We start from the raw sequence: 25174 nt of genomic DNA, 5'->3' as shown, positions 1-25174 counted from the left end.
AGCGGTATCGGCTGCGGCACTCGACGTGCCGCAGCAATTCACTCTCGCCCGCTAAAGCAGAGGCGCTACCGTTGGCTCGTTGCGCGGCCAGGCGTCGAGTACGGCCTTGAACAGGGTCGCCAGCGGAATAGCGAAGAAGATCCCCCAAAATCCCCACAGGCCGCCAAACAGCAGCACCGCGCAGATGATCGCGACCGGGTGCAGGTTGACGGCTTCTGAAAACAGCAATGGGACCAGCACGTTGCCGTCCAGCGCCTGAATGATGCCGTGCGCGATCATCAGGTAGATGAACTGGTCGCCCCAACCCCATTGAAACAGGCCGATCAGCGCTACAGGCACCGTTACCACCACTGCGCCGACGTAAGGCACAACGACCGATATTCCGACCAGCATTGCCAGAAGGGCGGCGTAATTGAGCCCCAGCGCGACGAAAGCGATATAAGTCACGCCGCCACAGATGAAGATCTCGATGACCTTGCCACGAATGTAGTTGGCGATCTGACGCTTCATTTCATCGGCGACACGGTTGAGCAATGCCCGCTCACGCGGCAGGTAGCCCCGCGCCCAGCGGCCGATCATGTGCCGGTCCTTGAGGAAGAAGAACACCAGAATCGGCACCAGCACCAGATAGATCATCAGATTGACCAGCAGCGGCAGACTGGAAATCGAGAACGTCAGCGCCAGTTGGCCGATCTTGCCCACTTCCCCACGAGCGACTTCGATCGCCAGCAGCACCTGCTCGTCAGAAACCAGATGCGGATAGCGCTCAGGCAACAACAGCAGCACCGACTGCCATTTGGCAAGCATCCCCGGCGCCTCGTTGAACAGCGTGATCATCTGGTGCCAGAGCAACGGCACCAGCACCAGCAGAAACACCAGCAACACGCCGATGAACAATGTGAACACCAGACCGACCGCAGCCATCTCCGGCATGCGCAAGCGCTCAAGCGCGCTGACCAGGCCATGCATCAGAAACGCGAGCACCAACCCGGCCAGTACCGGGGCCAGCATCCCGCCCAGTGTCAGGACAAGCGTGAACGCCAGAAACAGCAAGACCGCCAGCACCACCGCTTCCTCGTCAGAGAAGTAGCGTTGTACCCAGTTGCGAATCACATTGAACATCAAACATCCTTTTCGGAAAAAAACGGCGACGGATCAGGCTTTGCGAAGCCAATAACGATAAACGCCTGCGTCGGCTTCTTCGTGCAAAAGCGCATGCCCGGCAAGTCTGGCAAAGGTTCGGAAATCACGCTGTGATCCAGCATCGGTGGCGATCACTTTCAGCACCGCTCCGCTGGCCAGCCGATTGAGCTCCATCTTGGCTTTCAACAGGGGGAGCGGGCAATTGAGCCCGCTGGCATCCAGCTCAGCGTCACAGGCGTCGGGGGGCGCTACAGCGTCAGACATCTTTTATCTCCAGGCGGACACATCGAATTACAAAGCAGGTCCGAAAAGGCATGGCGGACAAGGCGTCAAGAATACCTCACTCTGGTCAGCACGCCATTCGGCCAGCTACAGTACAGGTTCTTCTGACCAGAGCTTCGTGCATGAATTTTTTGCGTCCTACACTGCTCACCCTCGCCTGCCTGTTTTCGACCCACGGCATGGCTGATGATCTGCCTTCTCTGGGCGATGCCAGCTCTTCGATTGTGTCTCCCGAGCAGGAACATCGCCTTGGCCGCGCCTGGCTAGGCCTTCTGCGCGGCCAGGTGGGTCAGTTGTCGGACCCGCAGCTCAAGGATTACGTCGAGACCACAGTCTATCGCTTGGCCGAGACCAGTCAGGTTCAGGACCGACGCCTGGAATTCATCCTGATCAACAGCCCGCAGCTCAATGCCTTTGCCGCACCTGGCGGGATCATCGGCGTCAACGGCGGCCTGTTTCTGAATGCCAAGACCGAAGGCGAATACGCCTCGGTGCTGGCCCACGAGCTGGCTCACTTGTCTCAGCGCCACTTCGCGAGAGGCATCGAAGCACAGCAACGCATGCAAGTGCCGGTGATGGCCGCGATGCTGGCGGGTATTGTGATGGCGGCAGCCGGTGCCGGTGATGCCGGTATCGCAACCATCGCCGGCTCGCAGGCGGCAGCCATTCAGGAGCAGCGTCGGTTTTCGCGCCAGAACGAACAGGAAGCCGATCGTATCGGCATCCTCAATCTGGAAAAGGCAGGTTACGACCCACGGAACATGCCGACCATGTTCGAGCGACTCATGCGCCAGTATCGATTCGACGCCAAGCCTCCAGAGTTCCTGCTGACTCACCCGGTCAGCGAGTCGCGGATCGCCGACACACGCAACCGCGCCGAACAGGCCAAGCCTGGCGGCAAGGAAGACAGCACGCTGTATCAACTAATGCGCGCACGCGTTGCACTTATCTACGAGGAAACACCGGGGATAGCCGCCAAGCGTTTCCGCGCCCAACTGGTTGAAAACCCCGACTCGGATGCCGCTCGCTATGGCCTGGCCATCGCCCAGATCAAGGGTGGACAGCTCAACGAAGCTCGCGAAAGCCTCAAGCCACTGCTGGATAAGGCGCCGAACGACATTACGTACAACCTGACGCAGATTGATCTGGACATCACCAACAACCGTCTGGCCGATGCACAGAAGCGCGTCGATCGCATGCTGACGCTGTACCCTGGCAGCTACCCGCTCAATGATGTGCGCATTGATGTGTTGCTCAAGCAGAATCGCACCGCAGAAGCCGAAAAGGCCCTGGAAGCGCTGCTCAAGACACGTCCGGACGACCCGGACATCTGGTATGTCGTAGCAGAAACCCGCGGCCTGAACGGCAATACGATCGGCCTGCACCAGGCGCGTGCTGAATATTTTGCCCTGGTCGGTGACTTCCCTCAGGCTATTCAGCAACTCGATTTTGCCAAACGCCGAGCCGCCAACAACTTCCAGCTGGCCTCGCGCATCGACGCACGCCAGAAGGATCTGGTCGAACAGGAAAGAATGGTCAAGGACATGATGAACTGATCGCGACAAGCCGCCCGACGCGCGCTGCGGCAAGCCTTCACGAAATCAAAAGCCCGACTTTGCAGTCGGGCTTTTTACTGTCAAGCGTTACCCGCCTGCCTTATACGAGCCGCATGGGTGAAATCCAGCATGCGTTGCAATGGGCGAACTGCGCCAGGGATCAGTGCAGGATCAACGACTATCTCATTGGTGCCTTCACGCAGGCACTGCAAGGTGCGCTCAAGCGTGTTCATCGCCATCCACGGGCAGTGTGCGCAGCTGCGGCATGCAGCACCATTACCGGCTGTAGGTGCCTCAATGAAGATCTTGTCGGGACACAATTGCTGCATTTTGTAGAAGATGCCCCGATCGGTCGCAACGATGAACATCGTGTTGGGCAAGCGCTGTGCGGCGGCAATCATCTGGCTGGTGGACCCAACTACATCAGCCAGCTCGATCACTGACTCCGGCGACTCCGGGTGAACCAGAATAGCGGCATCGGGATACAAGGCTTTCATGTCTTCGAGCTGCTTGGACTTGAACTCCTCGTGAACAATGCAGGCACCGTCCCACAGCAGCATGTCGGCACCGGTTTCGCGCTGGATATAACGCCCGAGATGCTTGTCCGGCGCCCAGATGATCTTCTCGCCATTGTCCATCAGGCTTTCGACGATCTCCAGCGCGCAACCAGAGGTCACTACCCAGTCTGCACGGGCTTTGACTGCGGCAGAGGTGTTGGCATACACCACCACAGTGCGTTCGGGATGCTGATCGCAAAATGCGGAAAATTCGTCGACCGGGCAGCCGACGTCAAGCGAGCAAGTAGCTTCGAGCGTCGGCATGAACACGCGTTTTTCGGGGTTGAGAATCTTCGCGGTTTCACCCATGAACCGCACACCGGCCACCAACACGGTGCTGGCTGAGTGGCTGTTGCTGAAACGCGCCATCTCCAGAGAGTCCGCCACGCAGCCACCGGTTTCTTCGGCCAGCGCCTGAATTTCAGGGTCGCAATAATAGTGAGCGACCATGACCGCGTCCTGCTTCTTCAGCTCGGCTGCGATCTCGGCACGGTAATGCGCCTGCTCATCAAAGCTCAACGCTTTGGGCTGCTTGGCATCAAGGTGCGCCTGCACCAGAAAGCGTTCGGAAATCTGTGTCATGTTCGCGATACCTGATGGCGCTTGAGCGCGAAAGGCAAGTCTACACCTGAAAAAACAGGCAATAAAAAAGCCGGAAACCTCATCCGCAACGGGTCGTCCGGCCTTACGCATACATCGCCCGAAAGAGGCTGCGCCATGTGCAATCGCCGATGGCTGATGCCCGAAAAATATCGGCCCGACCTCTGAAGGCGCGGCGATTCTAACGCCAAAAACCTGATCTGGCAGAAGTTTCTGGCTCGATAAGCGACTCCGAACGTTAACTGCACATCGTGGATGGCGTGAAGAAATGCAACCAGCGCCTACTGGTTTACCAGGCCCAACGCCGATGCATTACACGCTCAGGAGTCTTTAGTGATTACCTGCCGGTGACAGTCTTCCGGGGCCAGCACCCTGCCCGATCTGGAACGCACGGCGATGGTTTCGACCGGCTCCGATAATTCATTGTCGAGCAAAATGGAGTAATGCTCACCTTCGCTGAACAGAAACTGCCCTCCCCACTGCCGCATGCTGATAAGGATAGGAAACACTGCGCGGCCCATTTCGCTTAACACATATTCCTTATAGGCACTGCCATCTGAGGCGGGCTGAATATGGAACACGCCCAGCTCAACCAACATTTTAAGCTTCACCGCAAGAATGTTTTTAGCAAGGCCAAGACGTTTCTGGAACTCACTAAATCGACGAACGTCGTCGAAAGCATCGCGAATGATCATCAAAACCCATCGGTCACCGATCGCCTCAAGCGTACGAGCCACCGGACATTCGCTTTGAGCCAATATTTGCTGTCTGGCCATAGTTCTCCAAGGGGTGCGAAAAAATCAATTGATCTCGAAATCCAAGGTAATACGAAAATGCTTTTGCATAAGTGGTTGCATTTTAAAACCTGACTTGGTAAAAATCAACACGCCGGTTTTCTTTCGAAACCAATTTCAAGGATGAAGTGATGCCTTACAAATCCCTTGCACCGGTCAAAATGGATGTTGAAACCGAGAAGGCTGCTGGCGGATATGCCAACTCATCTCAGAAAGCTACGCTCCCCAGACTGAGCCGTTACCAGACATTTCTCTTCTCGATTACCTGCGCAATTGCCGTGGCGAACATCTATTTCGCACAGCCTCTACTAGAATCGATGGCTGCCAGTTTGGCTGTTTCCTCTGGAATAATAGGTATCGTCGTCACGGCCACACAGGCAGGTTATGCCGTTGGGTTGCTGTTCATTGTCCCGTTGGGCGACCTTCTAAATCGCAAAAAAATCATCCTCACACAAATGCTTCTTTCGGCTTTGGCCTTGTGCGCTGTAGGAATGGCTCAGAACTGGATCATGCTGCTAGGTGCGATGGTGCTAGTGGGCCTGATGGCAGTCGTGGTCCAGGTGGTGGTCGCCTATGCCGCCACCCTCGCGAGCCCCGAACAGCGCGGTGAAGCAGTTGGCACTGTAACCAGCGGGATCGTGCTGGGAATTCTCCTCGCGCGTTTCGTATCAGGAGCGGTAGCGGACCTTGCAGGCTGGCGCGGTGTTTATTTCGTGTCGGCCGTACTGATGGTCTGCATGGCGCTGGTGTTATTCCGGACAATGCCTGCCTCAACGCCCCCGCCAGCGAAAGATGGTTACTGGAAGTTATTGCGATCAATGTTCCAGCTGTACCTGACTGAGCGCAGTCTGCGTGTCAGGGGCACTTTTGCCCTGCTTATCTTTGCTGCCTTCAGTGTGTTGTGGACATCAATGGTACTGCCGCTCAGCGCGCCTCCACTGTCATTGTCACATACCCAGATCGGGCTTTTCGGGCTGGCCGGTGTGGCTGGTGTACTTGCAGCAGCAAGAGCCGGGCGACTTGCCGACAAAGGGTTTGGCAATCGCACCACCGGCGTGGCGCTGGCACTACTGACTTTATCCTGGCTGCCCATCGCGTTTGTCGAAAGCTCGTTGCTGGCAATGGTAGTTGGAGTGGTTTTGCTGGACTTTGCCGTGCAGGCGGTCCATGTCACCAATCAAAGCCTGATTTTTGCCTCGCGACCCGACGCGCAGAGCCGTCTCGTTGGCGCATATATGTGCTTCTACTCGATAGGCAGCGGTCTGGGCGCGGTGGCGGCTACTTATACCTACGCGCACTTTGGCTGGGGAGCGGTGTGTGCATTGGGGGCCGCCATCAGTGCAATTGCCATGGTGTACTGGATCTTCCTGGAACTCACACCCCCCTAAACGACTGACACGTTAACCCTGCGCTCGTGATTATTGTAGGCGGGGCGTCAAACTGTGTGTCCAGCTCACACTATTTTTAATGTAAGCCCGAGGCAAGTATGGCATTGCACACCCTCACCATCACTTCGCATCAGCTAGAATTTCTCCTGCCGGTCAATACCCCTATTACCGATATCGAATGGGAAGTCGGGGGAAAGAATGTAATCCCGCTGGGCTGCCGTGTAGGAGCCTGCGGGGCCTGCTTGATAAAGGTTAAATCAGGTCTCGATGCATTGAATCCTCGGGACGATGATGAAGAGGCTTTTATCGAAGTACTGGGTTATAGCGGAGCAGAGTACCGCTTGGCGTGTCAGTGCCAGATAAGAGGAAACGTCGCCATTGAAATTATTGGCTGACCCTGCTGTTTAAGTTTGCCCGTTATTTAAAGCGTTATACACAAACCCAAAAGAGGCTTGATTATGCTTAACCGTGTAAAGAATGCTGGCTATGGTAATCGCACTCCATTTCTCAACGCCGCCGCTTCGCTAAACCTGAGGGGTGAGATTGACCGGATCATCGACGTCCAGGTTGAGCAGTGGTATCAAACTGTCCCTCAGGCTGCCCACCTGGAAGGAAAAGATGTCAACAGCGCGTATTACAAGCGTCACCTGATCGAAACGGCATGGCGCATCCGTCTGCTGCGTGTGGCCGAAGCAAAAGCACTGGTGGATATCGCCAAGATCAGCCCGGAGGCGGCCCAAATATGGGCCCACTATGAACAGGAAGAGATGCTTCACGACGACCTGTTCATTCAGGACCTTGAGCGTGTAGGCGTCAGCCGCGAGGAATTTCTTGAAACCGAACCCTACCTGTCCACGAAACTATTGACCGGTTTCTTCTCCTACCTGCTCGACCATGAGGGGCCACTTGGCGTAGTCGCCTATTCCTACCTGGTCGAGTATGTGAACGTTAAGCTCGAACCCCGCAAGCTTGAAGCACTCAAGGCATCGATTGGCGAGACCAAGATCATCGGTCAGGTCTCCCACTCTCACACAGACATCAATGATGACCACCCCGGCGAAGTGTGGGCGGCACTGCGCTTTTTGCTTAAAAGCGAGCAAGACATCGCTGCGTTGAAGCGCTATCTGGCAGAGCATCAAAAGATTCTCGCCATGTACTTCAGTGAGCTGTACATCGACACATTGGCCACGCCGCAAGACAAGGCAGCTTAGACCATGGAACGGGCAATGAAGGCAAATCGTCCCGGTGTTCTGATCCTGAGCCATTGTGGCTTTTCATTCCTTGAGGACTTGAAAGAGGAGCTGCATCGACGTCGGCTTCAGTGTTTCGTATTGTCTTCATTGCCGCTTCCTGAGCATTTGCCAGCTCGTCTGGACCAGATTCAGGCTTGGGCGGATCAGCTTCATGTTTCCGATTCGCATCAGTTAAAAACAGAAGATGTGAACAACGCACTCCAGACCCTGCGCGCATCGGGAGAGCAGGTCACCTGCTGCATCAGCGTGTGGGAAGGTTATCGGCACCTGATGGCCGCGGCCAACGCGTCGCTCGGCACTTATGACATTGACGCCGAACAGGCGCTGGCACTGCGCAACAAGCTTGAGGTGCGCAATCAACTTTTAGAGGCGGGCTTGTCGCAAGCAAGAGCCCACGTACTGAATGCGCCGGTATTGGAATCATTGCAGGCGCATGACCAGCGCTATTTCATCAAACCCGTTTACGGGATTGCGTCATATGCAACATTTCCCATGCGCAAATGCACCACATGGAACGAGCTCGACGCGCTGCGCCTGGCCTCGGCAGACGACACGGTGTATGCGTCAGCGTTCAACGACGGGCTGCAGTTTATGGCGGAGGATTACATAGACGGTCAGGAATTCAGTTTCGAGACTCTGCTGGTAGATGGTCAGGTTCACGTCGTGGCCATCCATGAAAAATACGAAGTGACTGAAACCGCCGAAACGGTCTTGGAAGACAGTTGTACCACTCCGCCGGCGAGTATCGATCAGGGGCAAATAGCCGCCGGTATCGATTGGCTGGAAAAAGTGCTGAGACACATGAAACTCAAGTGGGGCTGCTATCACGTTGAAGCACGCTTTACCGGGCAATACTGGGACCTGATAGAAATCAATCCGCGTGTTGGCGGCAGCCTGATTTCCCACAGTGTCGAGGCTGTCACCGAAGGCCACAGCATGCTGTCCCTTTGGCTGGATCTGCTATTGGCCAGCCAGGACGATGCTTTACCACGCGAGTTACTGGTGGCGAAGTTGTCCAGGTACGGCTGGCGTGCAGACGGTTCGAGTGCACAGTCCATTGCAACTTTTTTTCGAGTCTACTTCGCCAGACCGGGAAGGCTTAGTTCAGTGACACTGAATGACTTGCCTCTTGCCCCTGTGGTGAAACACATCCTGTTGAAAGCTGGCGACGTTATACCCGCGCATGCCCGCGAAGTATTCCTTGGCCAATTGCTATGGAAGTTCGACCGGGCACGTCAGACGACGGAGCTCGCGAGCCTGGCGACACTAAGCGCTACCGCACTGGACATCCGCTACGAGGCCGACAGCTTATAAGCCCACCATGAAAGCGTCTGGAACATTACCCCTGCCTATGATCCGCCCTAGCATTGGAGATGATTAACATGCCTCAACAATCGCCAGTATTGCTATTAGTGGACTACAACCTGAGCCGAATCGGTGATGTCCTGCATATACGCAACTACGCGCGCAAACGATGGAATGCCGAAACGTGGCTGGTACGGGGCTCTCCGCAGGAACATGACTTGCACATGAGTGACCGGGTAATCGACGCCGATCCCCTGGCCCCCGATTTCATCCATAGGGCGCTCGGTATATTGGGTGACGACGCTATAAGAATCTCCGCAGGCATGGTCTTTTCCGATAACGCTGTGGCCAGCGGCGCAGTCTTGCTGGAACAGCTCGGCCTGCAGGTTGATGACTCGGGGCTGGCACTTGGCGCGTTTGACAAACTGGCGTACCGCATCGCCGAGAGGCGTATGCACCTCCAGCTCAAAAAGTTGGGTGTCCTGTTGCCAGATTTTCAGCAGATTAAGTGCGTCAATGATGTACGCAATTTTGCCCTGCGCCAGGATAGCGGGTTCGTGCTCAAGCCTGCGTGCGAAGGTAACAATCGTGGCGTAGTAATAGTAATGCCGGGAGGCGATTGCGAGCAGGCATTCGCGGAAGTTGCGCCCTACCTGGACATGGGCGTGCTGGCTGAAGCCTTCATCACATTCACCCGTGAGTATTCCTACGATGGGCTGGGTGACCTGTGGTTTATCACAGAAAAAATCAGCGCCAGCGGGCGATATCCCGTAGAGGTGGCGCAGATACTGCCAGCTCGCCTGAGCGAGCAGGAGCGCCAGGCCATACGTCAGGCCGGCGAGCAGGTCAATCGTCTGGTGGGCCAGCAAACAGGCCCGTTTCACAATGAAATAAAGCTCAGCGATAACGACTTCAGCACTGCGGTGATCGAGCCAAACCGCCGCCCAGGCGGCATGAAAATCTGGACACTTGCACACGCAGTTCACGGACTTGATATGTATGCAGCCTGGGTCGACTCGGTGTTCGCAGTACCCGTTCCGACAGCGATGCCCGCCGCCACTTGCAGCGCCGCAACAGTGATGCTTGGCGTGCCTCATGACATGACGTTCGAGGTAGCCGAGCTGGGCGAGGTCCAGACAATGGTCAACGACACATTGATCCTCGCCGCGCAGAAACTCGGCATGGAAAAGAAGGATATTGCCCTGATCGAATGTGCATGGATATCCGGCCAGGCACGTCTGATTAACGCAGTCCCCAGAGACAACAGCGACTTCGTTGCCCACGCCTGTATAGCGCTGCATGACGCGAGGGTGGATATACGCGATCTGGTGGCGACAATGCGGGAGCAGTGGCTGGAAGTTCTGAATCGCAAACTTGCATCCGGGCAGCAGTTCAAGGTCGCTTCCTGATTCGATTCTCTAAAGCATCGAGACCATTGGCATGAAAATTCTTATCCTTCACCGCGTTCCTTATACGCGTATCGAATATCACCGTGGCGTCGACCATCAACAGCATGATGTTACTTACCTGGGAACACAGTCGGCGATAAATACACTGCCAGCGACGTTGCGCTGTGAACGTGTCGTTCGACCTGGTTTGACCAGCGCCTGCGAGGAAGTGCTGGATTGGCTGACACGCTTTCCCCAACGCTTTGAACGAATCATTTCGATGTCCGAGTATGAGCTGCTTGACGCTGCACGCCTGCGTGAAATGCTTGATGTCGAAGGGGCTTCCCTGACAGCCGTGACGCTGTCACGCAACAAGCTGGAAATGAAGACGGCTGTCCAGGCGCGATATTTGCGAGTGCCGCGTTTCATGGCACTTGACCGCTACCTCGAACTGCAAGGGCATGTGCCGTGGCCCGGAGCAACCGTACTTAAGCCACACAGCGGCGCATCAAGCGCCGATGTGAGTATTTACCAGCAACCGTCACATGCCTTCGATGAAATAAGGCGCAAAATCAGCGGCCTGTCGCTGCGCATCGAAGACTTTCAGGTCGAGGAATATATCGCAGGCCCCATCCGGCATTTTGACGGCCTGGTGTTGAGAGGTCAGATAATCACTCTGATATCCAGTGAATATGTTGGAACGTGCCTGGACTACATGGAGCGCGGAGCTCCGCTTGGTTCCTGGCATCTGGAGACCACAACACAGATGCAGGACTGGGTCAGTGAAGCACTGCAAGCGGTGCAGATCTACAACGGCGCGTTCCATCTGGAAGCGATCATGGATGCCGATGAGCCGGTATTCCTTGAAGTGGGCAACCGGGTCGGTGGTGCAGACGTCGTCGCGACCTATGAGCTGGCCACCGGCATACACTTGCCGTCAGCAGAACTGCGAATTCACATTGAAGGCGAACTGGACATCCCGTCTTTGATCGGGCAACAACCGGACCTGGGCTTCGGCTGGTTTGTTTTCCCCGGCCATGCCCACCCGCAAAGAACATTCCAAGGCCTGGACGGCGCGGATGAACTGCGCACGAGCCCATATGTCGTGCAGTGGAACGAGCTTCCTATGGGTGCGCTACTGCCCGATCACGTCACGTATTCAGCTTTCGAGGTGCCACTGGCTGGCATCGTCAAGACCGCTCGCCCACAGAAGACCCGCGACTGGATGCGAACACTGTTTTCGCGGGTGAACCTCACCCAGGACCTGACATCCGTCGCGTGATCTCTCTCATCAAGGCAACTCAACCATGAAACCACTGCACGTAGTGTTGGCTGTACTGATAACAGCAATCTGGGGCGTGAATTTCTCAGTAATCAAACTGGGACTGGCCACCGTCGACCCTTTCATTCTCGCGGGTATCCGCTTCAGTCTCTGTGCGTTACCGGCAATCTTTTTCATCCGTAAACCGGACGTGCCATGGCGCTACATAATCGGTTATGGCCTGGTATTCGGCATTGGCCTGTGGGGGATGGTCAATCTTGGCATCAAGGCGGGCCTGTCGGCGGGTATCGCCTCGCTGGTTCTGCAATTCAGCGCATTTTTCACCATACTGCTCGGCGGCTGGGTATTCAAGGAGGCGTTGACCCGTTTTCAGGTGCTGGGGATGTTGATCGCGCTTGCCGGGCTCTTGTGCATCATCGGGATCAGCGATGGCTCAGTAAGCCTGCCTGGCGTGCTACTGGTACTGGTTGGCGCGGTATCTTGGAGCATTGCCAATATCATCAATAAAAAGGCCAGCACCAAGGATGTATTCGGCTTTCTGGTGTGGTCCAGTGCCTTCGCGCCTATCCCTCTATTTGCTCTCGATTATGCTGTCAATGGCAGTGCTGGTTATGCCGCTTTCGTCAATCAGGTAGACACAACTGCCTTACTGTCGATCGTGTTTCAGGTTTATCCCAATACGCTGTTCGCCTACTGGATCTGGAACTCACTGCTCAAAACCTACCCGGTTTCGACCGTTGCCCCCCTCTCGTTGCTGGTACCGATCTTCGGCATGCTCGGGTCTGTCGTTTTATTCAACGAAAGCGTACCGATCAGCAAAGTACTGGCAATAGTGCTGATTGTGCTTGGCCTGGCCGTCGGCCTGTATGGGCAGCGTATTTTCAATGCTGTATTCGCGCGTTCTGCGCGCACGCCAATATGACCGGCAGGGAATAATATGAGTTTGGGAAGACGCGATTTTATGGGTGCCACTGTTGGAGCAACCCTGATAGCAGGCAGCATGTTTGCAGGCGTGGCAAGTGCGAAAGCGGCACAGCCTTCTGAACAGGATAAAGCGGTGATGGCGCTTGATCCAGACAACTGGGCATCGGTGCGTGCGCAGTTCAACCTGTCATCGGAGTTCGTGCACATTTCGAACTTCTTTCTGGCCTCCAACCCCAAGGCCGTGCGCGACGCAATGGCCCATCATCGAAAAGCCTTCGACGAAAACCCCTACACCTACCTGGAAGACAATATGTTCGCCAAGCCAGAAGACATGGTCTGGCGCAAGGTCTGTGCAGCAGCGGCAAACTACACTGGGGGACGCGCCGAGGACATCGCATTGACCACCAGTACCACGCAGGGGCTGGCGATGATCTACAACGGTCTGAAACTGACAGCTGACCAGGAAATCCTGACGACCAGCCACGAGTGGTACACCCACGACGAGGCAATGCGTCTGGCAGTGCTTAAATGGGGTGGAAGCATCAGGCGCATCGACCTTTACCAAGGCCCCGAGGACGTTAGTATCGATGCCATCATCGCTCGCATCGAAGCCGCTATCCGACCCTCAACTCGCATACTCGCCATGACCTGGGTGCACTCTGGCACAGGCGTGCGCTTACCGGTCAAGGAAATAGGCCTAATCGTCACACGGATCAATCGTGATCGCTCCGAAGCCGACCGGATCATCTATGTGATCGACGGCGTCCATGGCTTTGGCTGCTCCGAGGCGCAGGTCGCCAGCCTGGGTTGCGACTTCTTCAGTGCCGGCACGCACAAGTGGATGCTCGGCCCACACGGAACGGGGCTGGTCTGGGGCCGCGAAGGTCAGTGGGCACAAATCACGCCGACCATCCCCACGATCATGGCAGCCGAGCCTGCAAATGCCTGGCGGCAAGAGCGCGAACCGCAAGGAGAAACTCAAGCAGCATGGGTAAGCCCCGGCGGCTTTCTGGCATTTGAGAACCAATGGGGAGTGATCGAAGCGTTCGAGTTTGCCAGAAAGGTCGGCCGCAAACGTATTGCCGATCGTGTTTCCGAACTTAACGGGCAACTGAAGGAAGGTCTGGAAAAACTGCCGAATGTGCATCTGCACACTCCACGCTCCGCGCAATTTTCGGCTGGAATCGTGTGCTGCGACGTCAAAGGCTGGACGCCCAGAGATGTGGTGGCGAAGTTGAAAGCACAGAAGATCATCGCCAGCGCTACTCCCTACCGTCATTCAACAGTGCGTTTCTCCGCCGGGATTATCAATACGCCTGAGGACATCGAAAAGACTCTCAAGGTCATGCGCACTTTCACATGACGCCCAGCTCTTAACTCGTGCAGCCTCTGACACTTGAATCATGCAAGTGCAGCGGCTGTCTCGTCGGCCACTCAATCGATAAGCGCGCATATTCAAAATGCCTCAGCTTTGGTGCTCGACCTTCAAGCCATTTACGGAAGCTCAAGGCAGCTATCCTGAAAATCACAATCCGCAACGCAAAAAAACCTGCAAATCCGCATTTTCATGGGCCTTCCAGATTTTCGAAATGGTGGGTCGTATGGGCTTCGAACCTAAGACCAATTGGTTAAAAGAAAAATGGCATTACCTAGCGGTGGCTATGGGTCTGTCTGCGCGTCGGATGGTATTGCGCAGCTTGAAAACTGAGTGGATACCGACCGTAGACTACATGGCGGCCCAAGATGCTCAGCGGGGTATCAGTCATGATGCATCGTTACAACTGGATTCGGCCATACCAGCTCAATGATGGACTGCCGCCCGCTCAGGACGGAAAAAATCTTAACGTCGTGTCCGGGATCAGATCACCACTACACCGGGGCGACGGTCCGGCACAGCTGTTCGTAAGGTGAAATCTTTCAGCATTGAATTATTTGCGTACCATAGGTATCTGATCCACAAGTGTCCTGTCTGACAACTGTATTTAAAGTCGCCTTCCTCACCAAATGATTTGTTATAGAGTAATGGTATGAAACCACGTAAAGAAAAAGTCAGTCCGATTGGATTGAGCGACATCACTATCGTTGACGACGTCAAGGTGCGCAAGGCGATCACGGCTGCGGCGCTCGGTAATGCCATGGAGTGGTTCGATTTCGGCGTGTACGGATTCGTCGCCTACGCTCTGGGTAAGGTGTTCTTTCCCAACGCGTCCCCTAGCGTGCAGATGATCGCTGCCCTGGCCACTTTTTCCGTTCCTTTCTTGATCCGCCCGCTGGGTGGGTTGTTCTTTGGCGCATTGGGCGATAAATACGGTCGGCAAAAGATTCTCGCGGCGACCATTGTCATCATGTCGCTCAGCACCTTCGCCATTGGGTTGATTCCCTCCTACGCGACCATCGGTATATGGGCACCTATTCTGCTGCTGTTGGCAAAGATGGCTCAGGGTTTCTCAGTGGGCGGCGAATATACCGGTGCCTCGATCTTCGTCGCTGAGTACGCGCCGGACCGCAAGCGGGGCTTCCTTGGAAGTTGGCTTGACTTCGGCTCGATCGCTGGCTTCGTGCTCGGCGCAGGTGTAGTTGTGATGATTTCCTCGATCGTCGGCGAAGAGAGGTTTCTCGAGTGGGGCTGGCGCCTGCCGTTCTTCCTGGCATTGCCGCTGGGCATGATCGGCCTGTACCTGCGTCACCACCTGGAAGAAACCCCGGCGTTCCAGCAGCACATGGACAAGCTCGAACAGGGCGACCGTGAAGGTCTTTCCGATGGGCCAAAGGTGTCGTTCAAGGAGGTCGCAACCAAGCACTGGCGCAGTTTGCTGACCTGTATTGGCGTCGTTGCGGTTACTAACGTCACCTATTACATGCTGCTCACTTACATGCCGAGCTACCTGACGCATAACCTGCACTACAGTGAAAACCGCGGTGTGCTGATCATTGTCGCAATCATGGTCGGCATGCTGTTCGTGCAGCCGCTGATCGGCTTCCTTAGTGACAAGGTCGGGCGCCGGCCTTTCATTCTTGTGGGCAGCATTGGCCTATTCCTGCTGGCCATTCCAGCCTTCATGTTGATTAACAGTGGCAAAATCGGCCTGATCTTCGCCGGCCTGTTGATGATCGCGGTGCTGTTGAATTTTTTCATCGGAGTGATGGCCTCGACCTTGCCGGCCATGTTTCCCACGCACATCCGTTACAGCGCGCTGGCCAGTGCCTTCAACGTCTCGGTATTGCTCGCTGGTCTAACACCGACAGCGGTGGCCTGGCTGGTGGAAACCACCAATAACCTGTACATGCCGGCCTATTACCTCATGGTCATAGCCGTCGTTGGTTTCGTGACCGCCATCACCATGAAGGAAACCGCCAACAAGCCCCTACGCGGTGCGGCGCCCGCTGCTTCCGACATGGAAGAAGCTCGTGAGCTGCTGAAAGAGCACCACGATAACATCGAACACAAGATCGAAGACCTCGACACGCAGATAGCCGAACTGCAAGCCAAGCGTGAAGCACTGGTGCAACAGCATCCACGGATCGATTGATAAGCAAGTACCTGCTTGAAAAAGTTGGCGATCTAGCACTTCTGGTCCGCAAAACGGACCTTCGCCTGATCGCCTCTTCATGCCTGCCGACGACATGGGGCTGGACAAAACACGCCAGGCGGTGATTGCCGCTGGTATACGTGCCCAAGGTAAACCGGTTCTGGTAATTGTACTCAACAGCCTGATCATAAACTGGCAGCGTGAGATCCTGATGGTGTTCCCTCAGGCTCAGATTGCCATGCAAACCGTTGATGCGAACGCTGGCTGGATCATCGTCAACTACGAGCGACTGGGCGATTTTGTCATGCACGCAAACCGTTTCGCGGTAATGGTCATTGATAAGGCGCACTGACTCAAAGAACCCACTGCTGCAAAGCAGCTACGATTGCTTTAATCTTCGCCATCAAGCCTATAGGTCAAGCTGCCGTGGGAGCTCTTCATGCTCAAATCGATTGTTTCAAATCTGGAACCTGTACTGCTCAGAATCTCTAAAGTTGGTAACGGATGCGGCTTTCTGCTCATCGTTGGTTACGTCCTGCTTTCCATGGTTTCTCTGATGCAGGACCCGAACTTCGACCAACTGCGCTTGGTTCAAGAGTTCGGGCCGCTCATTTTTTCCGCATTTTTTGTCAGTGCAGTGTGTATGATTCTGCAGATGATGATCAGAACCAACGCTCGTTCAAACTGAAGTCTGTACCTCGTTGAAAAGCGTTATGCTCTGATCAACTGACAGACTGGCTGATAAGGAGGGTTGCTACTACTGCACTCCTCCTTGCCCTCATTCTCACCTGCTCGGTATCTACTCAGACAAACCATCGAACTGACAAGTCTGATAAGAGCCTTCAATCTTAGCCGTCACCCCCATCACCGCCGTTTCCGCCTGCACCGCCAGCCGCACCGCCGCTTCCAGCCCCACCATATCCGCCAGCCCCACCGGCTCCCCCGTTTCCACCAGGCCCGCCGTTAACAATTTTCATTTTTGCTCTCCTATTAGACAGGCCAAAAAAGCGCCTGGATAATTAATGTCGCATCGCTACGCTGAGCAGTATTGCGACAGGGGCTAGGTGGACCGTATTGAAAGCTAACTAAGAAATATTTTGTTGCAAATACAAACTCTGTCTATTTGCTGAACACATTTTACCTTTCCAAAAGCACAGTCCGATCCGGTATGACCACATCTTCAGGTTCGGGAAGTGGTTCGTCGAGCGGATTGTCGTCAGGCAGCAGTTCTTCAGGCGTTTCGGGTGACTCGGGCAGCAACCAGAGCACGACCGTCAGACGGTGGCTTTATCAAACCGACCAAGCAGCATGAGGGTTTAAGGGCAACGCTTGAGGCGTGCGTGCAGACCGAAGCCAGCGACCAATACAAGCTTGCACTGGTGCTGAGAGTATAGGTTGATGGCTCGCCGTTTCATGGCTGCCCGGCCTGCGACGGTTGCGCACCGAACGGCAATGATTCCCTTTTCAAAATCTGTAACGGCGACGTTTTTTTGCCGGATTCCAACCCAGCACTCAAGAGCTGTTATTCGGAAAACGACGACGTTTTCACTGGATAAAAGTCACCGGTCTTCAAAATGGGCTCAAGAAACTTCTGGTACTGAGACCAAGAGCTAAAAACTTCAATTTTTGCTTTAGGGTTTTCAATATCACCACTCAATCTGACGAGAAAAATACCACAACCTGCTTCGATGATTCGCTTCGCTTTTTCACCAGTAGATCCATAGGATAATAGGTAGCCAAGCGAAGTAATTCCTAGTAAAGAACCTTTCTTGGCAGCAGATGCTTTCAGCAGCGGCTCTGCTGGAAAGTCAGAAATAATCAGCATCAGAGCGCCTAGATGATGAGCCTCGCCATCGAAACCATCAGCGAGCTCTTTGCCTATTCTTAACGCGTCGGCAGCACAAGATTTAGGTATCTCGTTTTCGTGCGCGAATGAGCCATAGGAAGTCAGCAGAACTGTACCAACGGTAGGAGGATTTTTTGAACAGGGTATATAGGTTTGCATAACGGCCTCTGAAATTTGACGGTCAGTGACGAAGAAATCTAATCGAAAATGAATTAATCCTAGGGAAAATCACAATAATGCGACTGAAAAATCGATGATTTTGGAGTCCATCAGACGGTGGTTTTTATCGAGCCGACCAGGCTGCACGAGGGTTTACGCAGATGGGCATTCCCGAACTACTCGATTATCGCCCCCCCCCGCGAAAACTTTTATCTGTCTAGGCTTTTGTCTTTACCGGTATCTGAGTTTGGCATCCACTTAACAAAGACCCCGAATGCAATTGTTACTGCTATCCCTGCTTTCATGGCTGCTCTTTAGCTGTACGTGCTGTCCTGCAATACTACCTGCAATGGCCTGCGACAAGCGTGGCTTCGGGCAGACCAACTGCGAATGGCCTAGGCTATTCTGCTGGAAATCCCAGCTGTGTAGAAATTGATGCCTGCAATCTCACGCTCCGTTGGCAAAAATGTTTGGCAGAGATCCATCAGATTAAACCATTTGAATTTTTTAAGTCTCGGCAGTAGAGGTTGAACCCATTTATAACTTTAAAGCCGGGTATTTTAAATAAAATAAAGCAGCGGAAAAATGGATTCAAGTTAATTTTAATTTAGTATCGCAAGTGGAATTTTTTTTTGAATGGAGCCACTCACCGCCTGATGTGGTTTCGTAGCGAACCCATCCGTGAAGCACTAAAAACGACAGTCGAGGACGCAAGAAATCAACTGAAGTCATCAACAATTGCATAGAGAGGAAATGAAGATGGAGCGTTATCCAAGCATTGGTATCGGCGCGCACACTTCTCCTAACTTTCGCCACGAGGTTACTGAAGCCCTTCAAAAAATTGACGAGCGTCCGAGTGGCAGACGTCTTCTTCAAGAGGTTGAGGCATTATCCGATCATGATAAAAAAGTGACTATAGTCGAAGCAGGCCCAGGACAAGCGATTGTTGCTAAACCCAGGCTGACTCCAGCACAGTGGGAGAACTTAGGAAGTAATCCAGATCAGAAGACATTTGATAAAGCGTTGATAAAAAATGCAAGCTGAAGCAGCGCTTTTAGTAAACGGGGCGTTGCTTCTGAAATCCCTTGGAGTAAGCATACCGCGGAGCCCAACCTTAATGAGCAAGGTGTTCCGGTGGAAGGTGCCAACCCCGAGATTGCGTATGTTGCACTTGCTCATGAGCTCATTCACGCTAAGCATCACTTGGCTGGCACTCTCAAATATGGTGGTGAAGTGACCAGGTCTGCATCATCCGCTTCCACACCGTCTGGCAAGGAAGAGTTAAGAGCAGTAGGGCTTGGCAAATATGCAAACTCAGGGGAGCCCAGCGAGAACTCCATCCGACAAGAGCATGGCTTACCCTTGCGGCGAACCTATGCACGTTCTGGAAATTGGTAAATACAATCTAAAAATAGTCTGATAGTAAGCAGTTAATTAAAAAGGGTAAGCCGAAATTTTCAAAAGTTTCGGCTTATACCTTTCGAATTGGCCAAGTGATACTGACTGTCGTCCCTTGAGAGCGGCAATGAGTGGAACATCGCTAAGTTTGGCTTGTTCAAATGCTTGTGTATCCCAACGTCCTTATTTTAAGGTTAGATACAACATGCCCACTCTTAGCGGTGTGTTGCAGAAGACAATGCCATCCAGTATTTTGTAATCAAGGGGTTCGTTCATTGCTAGAAAACCTGATCTTCGGTGCTCACAATAGAGTTATAAGTTGCAACTGTCTTGTAGACTATCAGTCCTAACTCAGCCGCCGCACACGCCCAGCCTGCGACAGGGATCGCGCGAGCTATGAAAGCAGCGATGCTCGGCGTTCTGCGAATGTGCGAGGGACGCCAGCCTACTATTGATGGAGCCCTAAGCCCTGAAAAAAGTGGTGACGCCATAATCTGAGGTTTAGGGATCGACATAACGTCTGCGGAAACGGTTTTATAAAACTGTTTTTTTATCGTACCTGCCAGGCTGCAAGAGGGTTGCGGACAGGCACTGGTCTTAAGTGCAAGTTCTTATCGCTGCTCCCTGAAACTCTAACCAGTCGATTAAATGAAACGGCGCGGCAGGGCGGCGTCTCACACTAGAACACCTACATGATCCAGTGAGGCTCTATGTGCAGCCATTACGAAGCACCGTCACCGCACAAGGTAGCCGAGGCGTTCGGCGTAGCACCGTTTGAACAAGGCAGACTCGATCTGTGGCCTGGCTACATAGGCCCATTCCTACGCCGTTCAGACGAACGCGCAGAGGACCACGATTCTCAAGCACCTACAGAGGGGCTTACCTGTAGCGGCTTGCAATCGAAAACGGCCGTGCTCGCAATCAGCGTGGAGCTTCTTGAGCGACATATCAGCCAGCTTTAAATCTTTCTTCGGAACCCACAAGCCCTGATGACCACATATTAGACCGCGTACGAAAAGTACGGGGGTGTGGTTCATGCAAGGCAAAAAAGGCGAGGAAGCGGTTTCTACGGATTGTAAATGAGTGTTCTGAGCTTGTTTTGACGCATCATCACGGAGCTTAGCCACTTTTCATACAGAGCGTCAGTGATGCAATGCCGTGCTCTTCTGAGATCAGTGAGAAGATAAGGATCAATGGCGGTTAACAAAGCAGCCTTCACCTCTGGGTCGTTGTTACGGCATCTTGTGTTCATGACCAGCACCAGTGCGACCAGCCTGCTGTCGATCTTTCTAATCGAAGTGTTGACCGTGGTTTACATTGCGATGCTGCGTGACGACAGTTTGCTGGCTGCGTTCGCTATAGCCAAAACCCTGATGTTCTTCCTCATTTCGATGATCCTTGGCATCGCCGTGGCGGTCTCGACAATCGTTTCGAGAAGCCTCGGCAGCGGCCTGCCGGATCAAGCCAGACGCCTCGCCAGTAGTGGTGTGCTGCTTGCCAGCATGGCTACCGTTTGTGGCGCTGCGCTTGAGCTAATAGTTCTCGACCAGGCCATCAGCATGTTAGGCGGAGAGGGCAACAGTTTTACCGCGGCGCGTGAATATCTGTGGCTAACCCTTCCGGCTTCGGTGCTGGTCGCTGTCGAGCAGCTATGCGTGCAGATCCTGCGCAGTGCAGGCTTCGGCAAACAGGCGATGTGGACCCTGCTGACGGCGACGGCCGCCGTTGCCATCGCAGATCCGCTGCTTATTGTGGTGTTCGATTTAGGCCTGGTGGGTGCCGGCATCGCCTACCTGATATCGAGCCTGGTATCGGCCTGTCTGGGGTTTTACTACGTTCACCGAGTCGCCCATTTGACCTGTCGGGTCAGCCTGAAGAACCTGTCAGGTGACATCAGAAATATCGGACGAACCGCCTTGCCAGCGGTGACTGGCAACCTGGCGACTCCAGTGGGCATGGCCTACGTAATAGCTGCGATGGCGCCGTTCGGGTCTCAGGCGCTGGCGACTATCGGGGTGATCGACAGGGTCATTCAGGTTGCTTTTTGTGTCGTGTTCGCCTTGCCCGGTGCGCTGATCCCTATATTGGGCCAAAACCTGGGCGCAATGAACACTGCTCGCGTATCGCAAGCCATAAAGATGACATACGGGTTGTTGATCGGCTACGGCTCAGTGACCTCGCTGTTACTCATTCTGCTCGCTGAGCCATTAGCCAGCTTGTTTCATATCGCCGGTGAAGGCCAGGTCGTGTTCTTCGCGTTCTGCCGATGGGGCGGCGCCCTCTGGACGCTCATCGGGCTGCAATTCATTGCCACCTCAGTCTTCCTCAGTATGGGGCGACCGGCTTACGTCACACTGTTCGGCTGGCTGCGCGCCAGCCTGGGAACCATGCCGTTTGTGTGGTATGGGGCACATAAATTTGGCAGCGTCGGGGTAATGCTCGGGCAGTTGCTGGGTAACACCATAGTGGCCTTTTGTGCCTGCTGGCTCGCGCATCTGCTCATGAAAAAGATGTTGGACATCGAGATCCATTCAATAGGGAACCGATCCCTACACCGGAGTAACTCATAGTCCACGTTTTGCCCACCCTTTGCTGTCGTCAGGTGGGCAGGATGTCCAGGAAATCAAAAAACGGACTATAGAGGACTCGCATGACTGCCTACGATATGGAAAAGGAATGGAGCAGAATTTCCAGCACTGCCGCTAAAATCCACCAGAACAACGATTTTGAAGGATTCACTTATCAGGACTTCAGAACCCACGTACCGATCATGGACAAGGACGGCTTCGCGGCACAGACTGAACGCTGTTTAAAACGCAATGAGCGAAACTGCCTGATCGGCTTTACCAGTGGAACCAGCGGCAACCTTAAACGCTGTTATTACTACTACGACTGCGAAGTCGATGAAGACAGCTCCCGCTCCAACGTCTTTCGCAGCAACGGCTTCATTCAACCTGGTGATCGCTGCGCCAACCTGTTCACCATCAATCTGTTTTCTGCCCTGAACAACATCACTACCATGATGGCCGGTAACTGCGGTGCTCATGTGGCGTCGGTGGGCGACATCACCCTGCTGACCAAGAGTCACTTCGAGGCACTCAACTCGATCAAGCTCAACGTACTGCTAGGCGTACCATCGACCATCTTGCAGTTTATCAACGCCATGCAACAGCACGGCGTGCACATCGACATCGAAAAGATCGTCTTCAATGGCGAAGGCCTGAAAACCTTTCAGAAGAAAATCATCAGGGAAGCCTTTGGCGAACAGGTCTCCATTGTCGGTGTGTATGGCAGTTCCGAGGGCGGCATTCTGGGTTTCACCAACAGCCCGTGCCACACTGAATATGAGTTTCTGTCCGACAAGTATTTCATCGAAAAAGAAGGCGACAGCATCCTCATCACGTCGCTGACCCGAGAGAACTTCACGCCGCTGCTGAGGTATCGCCTAGGAGACACCGCAACCCTTTCGATGAAAGGCGACAAGCTCTACCTGACAGACATCCAGCGGGAGGACATGAGCTTCAACTTCATGGGCAACCTCATCGGTCTAGGCATCATTCAGCATGCTATCAAACAGACACTGGGCCGCTCCCTTGAAATTCAAGTCCACTTGTCAGTGACCGAAGAGCGCAAGGAACTGGTGACTATTTTCGTTGAGGCCTCTGAAGTCGATGAAGACGAACGCGCCAGAATCGAAACAGCCATCGCCGATATCCCCGACATCAACGAGGCGTATCAGAAAGACCAAGGCAGCGTGTCGGTCCTGCGCAAGGATGCCAGAGACTACGCGGTCTCGGAGCGAGGCAAAATGCTCTACATCATCGACCGCCGAAACTGAATGGCTGATGTGAACGAGTGAGTAGCTGCACCGACGGGGCCTTTGGCGGTGTCGGTGCAGTTTTTTAGAGGATTCGGAAGCGCCAGAGGTCAGAGTCCACGAAACTGAAACGAACAGGCTAATATTTACACGCTTTTGGATCTTCGGCGCGAAAGTATCGATGATAGAGAATCACCTTTCTCGCAGCGAAAACTGTTCAATTTCCAAACTCCACCAGCAATCACGGAAGACGCACATGAAAAACGCTATTTATCTCGTAGCCCCCAATGATATTCAGATTGATCGGGAGTCGAGTCCCCATACTGCTACAGTGCGAGATGCGGATGACAAACCGGTACTGACAGTTTCCGCCAGCCTACCTGACGAAGAAATACTGCATGCGATAGACACGTTCAATCTTGTTTATGGGCGGGGATTTAAACTTAGCACACGGTAAGGAGGATAAGACGGCAAAGGCTCGTGTGTAGGCATTTAAACCCCTACACATCGAGGGCAGCTGGAAAAAGAAGATGCTCCGTCACCGGCTCAGCTGACAGACATGACAGAGTGACCAACAAACAGTGTCTTCACTCTGCCAGGCCATCGTCGATGCGAAACAAGGGGGCCTGATCCCTGTAGGCATTTGCCGTGGGTCAATCCGGGACTACGACTGGACAAGCGCAGACTTGGCTAAAGCGGACATCAATAACTTTGCTTTCTCTGGATGCGTCACATCATCTGGACCTACTTGCTCTACCACACCCAATCCTTCTGAGTGTATAGCTTTTGGTTTAAATAGCAGTTTCGCCGCACCCGGCACTGAGGCCAGTAATGTCAGAGGATCATACAGGTTTAGTTTCGTCACTTTAGGCCAGATATCATCAAACGATCTCTCTTTATTTTTATCCTGCTGTACTGCTTCAGTCTGTGCATTCGGCATGAACGTCCGAAAGAACCATGAGTCATCCAACCCAGGAAGCAATCCAGCTTGAATACCTTCCCAGAGGCCTTTCAGCGCACTCTTCTGAACGTCTCTCAGGTAGTGGCCTACTGGGTGTCCGCTCCCTGCTATCCCTTCGTAAAATGAAGGCGAAACCGCCGTTTTATAAGCTGCCTCCTTTGTCACTATACGAAGTGGAATGCCAAGCTCCTGCGCTTTTCGATAAAGACTGCGCGCGGCATCCATGTCGGTCGCATTATTGTAAGCGCGTGCATCAGGCTGTACAAAACCATCTGCGTCCTTCAAAGGCTCGACTCCGCCCATAATGGTGATGTCATCAACCCGCTCACGCACGATATCCGGGTAGGTAGTGATAAGCGCATTGATATCACTCATGCCTGCAATTACGACAATACTAAGTCCATGTGGCGCACGGGTCAGGCGCCTGCTCATGTCCTGCAAGCTGTCACGGTGTATTTCACCAGGTCCTGCCCTTAAAGCATGACCTTCCAGTAAAAACTTGGCATGCTCCTTCGACTGACGCGAATTCATTGCGTAATCCCGACCACGCGACACATGCACGTCATACAACTCAAGCTTGTTGAACACGCCTTTGGCCATCTCGGCACGTTGAGAGCGAACTTCAGCATCACCCAGTGTCGCCACTACATCCGTGATATGCACAAAGCCCTCAGCCTGCAATTGCTTGCCCAAGGTGTAGGTCACGACATCATCTGGGTCCTTATTAGGATCAGTAAAAAACCACGTATCCTTCGGTAACCGGGGCTTGTGTAATCTCAGTTCGGTGATGGCCATGTTTTCGTCTGAGGTCAAATGAGAGTCACATGCGCCCACTTGTGCAAGCATCGTGCGCTGTGCAGCAGTCAATAACTTTGGCGCACTTTTCGACCGCTCTAAAACTGGGCCACTCATACTTGTCTGCTGAGGAAGCACTGATTGCACGCTACTTTCCGATGAGGTGCGTGATATTTGTTTTGACTGATCTAGGATG

General features: G+C 53.9%; 21 protein-coding genes and 4 pseudogenes. 18 read left to right on the top strand and 7 right to left on the bottom strand.

Annotated features, from left to right (window positions below; all coding sequences use genetic code 11):
• Positions 1-51: 51 nt before the first annotated feature.
• Positions 52-1122 carry an AI-2E family transporter gene (locus ALO43_RS20490; protein ID WP_024669477.1) on the bottom strand — a complete coding sequence of 357 codons (1071 nt, stop codon included), beginning with the start codon at positions 1120-1122 and terminating at the stop codon, positions 52-54.
• A gap of 33 nt (positions 1123-1155) precedes the next feature.
• Positions 1156-1407, bottom strand: coding sequence for a sulfurtransferase TusA family protein (locus tag ALO43_RS20485; RefSeq protein ID WP_053932369.1), 252 nt, complete (start codon positions 1405-1407; stop codon positions 1156-1158).
• A 140-nt stretch (positions 1408-1547) separates the two neighbouring features.
• Between ALO43_RS20485 and ALO43_RS20480 the strand changes: the two genes are divergently transcribed.
• A complete protein-coding gene (locus tag ALO43_RS20480; protein WP_053479556.1) occupies positions 1548-2981 on the top strand; it encodes a M48 family metalloprotease in 1434 nt (477 codons plus the stop codon).
• Positions 2982-3061: 80 nt separating this feature from the next.
• On the opposite strand, the gene nadA is transcribed toward ALO43_RS20480, so the two are convergent.
• Positions 3062-4120 (bottom strand): quinolinate synthase NadA, encoded by a 1059-nt coding sequence (gene nadA, locus ALO43_RS20475; RefSeq protein WP_005892062.1) that lies wholly within the window; start codon positions 4118-4120, stop codon positions 3062-3064.
• 338 nt (positions 4121-4458) lie between these two features.
• Positions 4459-4914 carry a winged helix-turn-helix transcriptional regulator gene (locus ALO43_RS20470; RefSeq protein WP_024669474.1) on the bottom strand — a complete coding sequence of 152 codons (456 nt, stop codon included), beginning with the start codon at positions 4912-4914 and terminating at the stop codon, positions 4459-4461.
• Between the two features lie 149 nt (positions 4915-5063).
• Here ALO43_RS20470 and ALO43_RS20465 point away from each other — a divergent pair, with 149 nt between their 5' ends.
• The 12 genes and pseudogenes from ALO43_RS20465 (at position 5064) to ALO43_RS20410 (ending at position 16690) form a co-directional block, all read left to right on the top strand.
• Positions 5064-6320 carry an MFS transporter gene (locus ALO43_RS20465; RefSeq protein WP_053932370.1) on the top strand — a complete coding sequence of 419 codons (1257 nt, stop codon included), beginning with the start codon at positions 5064-5066 and terminating at the stop codon, positions 6318-6320.
• Positions 6321-6418: 98 nt separating this feature from the next.
• Entirely contained in the window at positions 6419-6715 is a 297-nt protein-coding gene (locus ALO43_RS20460) for a 2Fe-2S iron-sulfur cluster-binding protein (protein WP_005892054.1), read from the top strand.
• Positions 6716-6778: 63 nt separating this feature from the next.
• Positions 6779-7531, top strand: coding sequence for a hypothetical protein (locus ALO43_RS20455; RefSeq protein WP_005892051.1), 753 nt, complete (start codon positions 6779-6781; stop codon positions 7529-7531).
• A gap of 15 nt (positions 7532-7546) precedes the next feature.
• Entirely contained in the window at positions 7547-8887 is a 1341-nt protein-coding gene (locus tag ALO43_RS20450) for an ATP-grasp domain-containing protein (protein ID WP_054997984.1), read from the top strand.
• A 68-nt stretch (positions 8888-8955) separates the two neighbouring features.
• Positions 8956-10287 carry an ATP-grasp domain-containing protein gene (locus tag ALO43_RS20445; RefSeq protein ID WP_024689915.1) on the top strand — a complete coding sequence of 444 codons (1332 nt, stop codon included), beginning with the start codon at positions 8956-8958 and terminating at the stop codon, positions 10285-10287.
• A gap of 31 nt (positions 10288-10318) precedes the next feature.
• On the top strand, positions 10319-11548 hold the full coding sequence (locus tag ALO43_RS20440) for an ATP-grasp domain-containing protein (protein WP_005892040.1): 1230 nt from the start codon (positions 10319-10321) through the stop codon (positions 11546-11548).
• Between the two features lie 25 nt (positions 11549-11573).
• On the top strand, positions 11574-12470 hold the full coding sequence (locus ALO43_RS20435) for an EamA family transporter (RefSeq protein WP_005892038.1): 897 nt from the start codon (positions 11574-11576) through the stop codon (positions 12468-12470).
• Between the two features lie 39 nt (positions 12471-12509).
• Positions 12510-13835 carry an aminotransferase class V-fold PLP-dependent enzyme gene (locus ALO43_RS20430; protein ID WP_005892036.1) on the top strand — a complete coding sequence of 442 codons (1326 nt, stop codon included), beginning with the start codon at positions 12510-12512 and terminating at the stop codon, positions 13833-13835.
• A gap of 322 nt (positions 13836-14157) precedes the next feature.
• Positions 14158-14383, top strand: a pseudogene (locus tag ALO43_RS29355) (hypothetical protein); the annotation flags it as partial.
• A 116-nt stretch (positions 14384-14499) separates the two neighbouring features.
• A complete protein-coding gene (proP, locus tag ALO43_RS20420; RefSeq protein WP_024668762.1) occupies positions 14500-16002 on the top strand; it encodes a glycine betaine/L-proline transporter ProP in 1503 nt (500 codons plus the stop codon).
• A gap of 85 nt (positions 16003-16087) precedes the next feature.
• Positions 16088-16351 (top strand): annotated as a pseudogene (locus ALO43_RS20415) (DEAD/DEAH box helicase family protein); the annotation flags it as partial.
• Positions 16352-16441: 90 nt separating this feature from the next.
• Positions 16442-16690: a hypothetical protein gene (locus tag ALO43_RS20410; protein WP_005892027.1), complete on the top strand. Its 249-nt coding sequence runs from the start codon at positions 16442-16444 to the stop codon at positions 16688-16690.
• 111 nt (positions 16691-16801) lie between these two features.
• On the opposite strand, the gene ALO43_RS31080 is transcribed toward ALO43_RS20410, so the two are convergent.
• The gene (locus tag ALO43_RS31080; protein ID WP_155495947.1) at positions 16802-16954 is read right to left on the bottom strand and encodes a hypothetical protein; all 153 of its coding nucleotides are present in this window, start codon (positions 16952-16954) and stop codon (positions 16802-16804) included.
• Between the two features lie 570 nt (positions 16955-17524).
• Positions 17525-18007, bottom strand: coding sequence for a hypothetical protein (locus tag ALO43_RS20405; protein WP_054997982.1), 483 nt, complete (start codon positions 18005-18007; stop codon positions 17525-17527).
• A 753-nt stretch (positions 18008-18760) separates the two neighbouring features.
• On the opposite strand from ALO43_RS20405, the pseudogene xopG reads away from it, so the two are divergent.
• The 5 genes and pseudogenes from xopG (at position 18761) to ALO43_RS20385 (ending at position 23679) form a co-directional block, all read left to right on the top strand.
• Positions 18761-19405, top strand: a pseudogene (gene xopG, locus ALO43_RS31600) (XopG/HopH/AvrPtoH family type III secretion system effector).
• A gap of 710 nt (positions 19406-20115) precedes the next feature.
• Positions 20116-20295 (top strand): annotated as a pseudogene (locus tag ALO43_RS31595) (SOS response-associated peptidase); the annotation flags it as partial.
• Between the two features lie 303 nt (positions 20296-20598).
• Positions 20599-21975 (top strand): MATE family efflux transporter, encoded by a 1377-nt coding sequence (locus tag ALO43_RS20395; RefSeq protein ID WP_053486592.1) that lies wholly within the window; start codon positions 20599-20601, stop codon positions 21973-21975.
• Between the two features lie 80 nt (positions 21976-22055).
• Complete coding sequence (locus tag ALO43_RS20390; RefSeq protein WP_005892018.1) at positions 22056-23243, top strand: phenylacetate--CoA ligase family protein; 1188 nt, start codon at positions 22056-22058, stop codon at positions 23241-23243.
• 235 nt (positions 23244-23478) lie between these two features.
• Positions 23479-23679 (top strand): hypothetical protein, encoded by a 201-nt coding sequence (locus tag ALO43_RS20385; RefSeq protein ID WP_024671432.1) that lies wholly within the window; start codon positions 23479-23481, stop codon positions 23677-23679.
• 207 nt (positions 23680-23886) lie between these two features.
• Here the strand turns inward: ALO43_RS20385 and hopQ1-1 are convergent, their stop codons facing one another.
• Complete coding sequence (gene hopQ1-1, locus ALO43_RS20380; RefSeq protein WP_024671431.1) at positions 23887-25095, bottom strand: type III secretion system effector HopQ1-1; 1209 nt, start codon at positions 25093-25095, stop codon at positions 23887-23889.
• Between the last annotated feature and the right edge of the window lie 79 nt (positions 25096-25174).

The organism is Pseudomonas tremae (assembly GCF_001401155.1).
GTDB classification, from domain to species: domain Bacteria; phylum Pseudomonadota; class Gammaproteobacteria; order Pseudomonadales; family Pseudomonadaceae; genus Aquipseudomonas; species Aquipseudomonas tremae.
This window is presented reverse-complemented; position numbering and strand designations above follow the sequence as displayed.

What these genes read in the sequence shown, in the direction of transcription:
- ALO43_RS20435 (WP_005892038.1), top strand. Translation starts at nt 11,574, where the DNA reads ATGAAACCACTGCACGTAGTGTTGGCTGTACTGATAACAGCAATCTGG.
- ALO43_RS20390 (WP_005892018.1), top strand. Translation starts at nt 22,056, where the DNA reads ATGACTGCCTACGATATGGAAAAGGAATGGAGCAGAATTTCCAGCACT.
- ALO43_RS20445 (WP_024689915.1), top strand. Translation starts at nt 8,956, where the DNA reads ATGCCTCAACAATCGCCAGTATTGCTATTAGTGGACTACAACCTGAGC.
- ALO43_RS20485 (WP_053932369.1), bottom strand. Translation starts at nt 1,407, where the DNA reads ATGTCTGACGCTGTAGCGCCCCCCGACGCCTGTGACGCTGAGCTGGAT.
- ALO43_RS20450 (WP_054997984.1), top strand. Translation starts at nt 7,547, where the DNA reads ATGAAGGCAAATCGTCCCGGTGTTCTGATCCTGAGCCATTGTGGCTTT.
- proP (WP_024668762.1), top strand. Translation starts at nt 14,500, where the DNA reads ATGAAACCACGTAAAGAAAAAGTCAGTCCGATTGGATTGAGCGACATC.
- ALO43_RS20405 (WP_054997982.1), bottom strand. Translation starts at nt 18,007, where the DNA reads ATGCAAACCTATATACCCTGTTCAAAAAATCCTCCTACCGTTGGTACA.
- ALO43_RS20395 (WP_053486592.1), top strand. Translation starts at nt 20,599, where the DNA reads ATGGCGGTTAACAAAGCAGCCTTCACCTCTGGGTCGTTGTTACGGCAT.
- ALO43_RS20460 (WP_005892054.1), top strand. Translation starts at nt 6,419, where the DNA reads ATGGCATTGCACACCCTCACCATCACTTCGCATCAGCTAGAATTTCTC.
- ALO43_RS20470 (WP_024669474.1), bottom strand. Translation starts at nt 4,914, where the DNA reads ATGGCCAGACAGCAAATATTGGCTCAAAGCGAATGTCCGGTGGCTCGT.
- ALO43_RS20410 (WP_005892027.1), top strand. Translation starts at nt 16,442, where the DNA reads ATGCTCAAATCGATTGTTTCAAATCTGGAACCTGTACTGCTCAGAATC.
- ALO43_RS20430 (WP_005892036.1), top strand. Translation starts at nt 12,510, where the DNA reads ATGGGTGCCACTGTTGGAGCAACCCTGATAGCAGGCAGCATGTTTGCA.
- ALO43_RS20455 (WP_005892051.1), top strand. Translation starts at nt 6,779, where the DNA reads ATGCTTAACCGTGTAAAGAATGCTGGCTATGGTAATCGCACTCCATTT.
- hopQ1-1 (WP_024671431.1), bottom strand. Translation starts at nt 25,095, where the DNA reads ATGAGTGGCCCAGTTTTAGAGCGGTCGAAAAGTGCGCCAAAGTTATTG.
- ALO43_RS20490 (WP_024669477.1), bottom strand. Translation starts at nt 1,122, where the DNA reads ATGTTCAATGTGATTCGCAACTGGGTACAACGCTACTTCTCTGACGAG.
- ALO43_RS20385 (WP_024671432.1), top strand. Translation starts at nt 23,479, where the DNA reads ATGAAAAACGCTATTTATCTCGTAGCCCCCAATGATATTCAGATTGAT.
- ALO43_RS20440 (WP_005892040.1), top strand. Translation starts at nt 10,319, where the DNA reads ATGAAAATTCTTATCCTTCACCGCGTTCCTTATACGCGTATCGAATAT.
- ALO43_RS20465 (WP_053932370.1), top strand. Translation starts at nt 5,064, where the DNA reads ATGCCTTACAAATCCCTTGCACCGGTCAAAATGGATGTTGAAACCGAG.
- nadA (WP_005892062.1), bottom strand. Translation starts at nt 4,120, where the DNA reads ATGACACAGATTTCCGAACGCTTTCTGGTGCAGGCGCACCTTGATGCC.
- ALO43_RS20480 (WP_053479556.1), top strand. Translation starts at nt 1,548, where the DNA reads ATGAATTTTTTGCGTCCTACACTGCTCACCCTCGCCTGCCTGTTTTCG.